The 1,314-nt window shown below is 47.3% G+C and carries 1 protein-coding gene; it reads right to left on the bottom strand.

Annotated features, from left to right (window positions below; translation table 11 throughout):
* Positions 1 to 31: 31 nt before the first annotated feature.
* Positions 32 to 1,252 (bottom strand): IS256 family transposase, encoded by a 1,221-nt coding sequence (locus DUE52_RS31975; protein WP_114410211.1) that lies wholly within the window; start codon positions 1,250 to 1,252, stop codon positions 32 to 34.
* Between the last annotated feature and the right edge of the window lie 62 nt (positions 1,253 to 1,314).

Genomic DNA, 1,314 nt, shown 5'->3' on the forward strand with positions numbered 1-1,314 from the left:
TGGGAGTGCTCGCTGAACTGTGTCAGTGGGTTTAATCAAAGCGATGTGGCTGAATTCGTTCAGTAAATATAATAGAAACTTGGGCTAAGATCTCCTTCCAATTATACGTGGTGGTTTCCCACTTGATTTGCAGATTTTGAATCACCAAATACACCAGTTTTTGTAAAGCGATATCGGAGGGAAAAGCCCCTTTCGTTTTGGTTACGTTACGCAATTGACGATGGTAGCCTTCAACTGTATTGGTCGTATACATGACCTTGCGGATAGCCGCCGGATAGTCAAAGTAAGGCGAAAGTAACTCCCACTTGTCCAACCAAGGCTGAATGGCTTGTGGATAACGCTGCCCCCAGGTTTCCTGTACCAGCAATAATTGCTCCATAGCTTGCTCACGATCCGATGCCTGGTATACCCCCTTAATATCTTTAACAAAGCTCTTGAGGTATTTGTCAGGGATAAACCGAAAGGAATTACGGAGTTGATGGACAATGCAGAGTTGAACGGTGGCGGCTGGAAAAACGGTTGCAATAGCCGTATCAAACCCTTTGAGCCCATCCACACAGGTGATCAGCATGTCTTCGACCCCGCGCTGCTTAAGGTCAGTTAGCACTGAGAGCCAAAACTTGGCCGATTCACTCTCCGCTGTGTAAATCCCTAGTACCTGCTTACGACCCGCTAAACTCAGTCCAATGACGCTGTATAGGACGCGGGTCACGACCCGGCCTTCATGACGAACTTTGTAGTAGATACCATCCAACCAGACCAATACATACAAGCTCTCCAAAGGTCGATTTTGCCACTCCCGCATGGCCGGGATTACTTTGTCGGTAATGGCTGTTAACTCGCTGTCGGATAGCGAGTAGCCATACATCTCTGAAAGATGTTGGCTGATATCCGCGTAGCTGCTACCCATTCCGTAGAGCGAGAGAATTTTCTGTTCCAGTTGTGGAGTCAGTACAACTTGCCGTTTAGGGACTAATTGGGGCTGATAACTACCGGTGCGGTCTCGGGGCGTTTGCAAGTCCAGCAAACCAGCACTGCTTTTTACTTTTTTGCTGGTTTTACCATTGCGTCGATTTTGCTCAGGCAGACGAGTTTGAACCAGATGGTGGCTCATTTCGCCTTCTAAAGCTGATTCGAGGAAGTGTTTAAGTAAAGGGGCAAACAGCCCACCTTCGCCTGTTAAGGGTTTGCCTTCGTAAAGGCCTTTGATAGCGGCCTGTTTGAAGGCCTCGAAATCGAAGTCGTTGTTCATGATAGTGAAAATAAGGTTTTTTCCTTTTTATTCACCCTTGACACAGTTTAGCGAGCAGTCTC

Origin of the sequence: Larkinella punicea (assembly GCF_003334855.1) — a bacterium.
Lineage (GTDB): Bacteria > Bacteroidota > Bacteroidia > Cytophagales > Spirosomataceae > Larkinella > Larkinella punicea.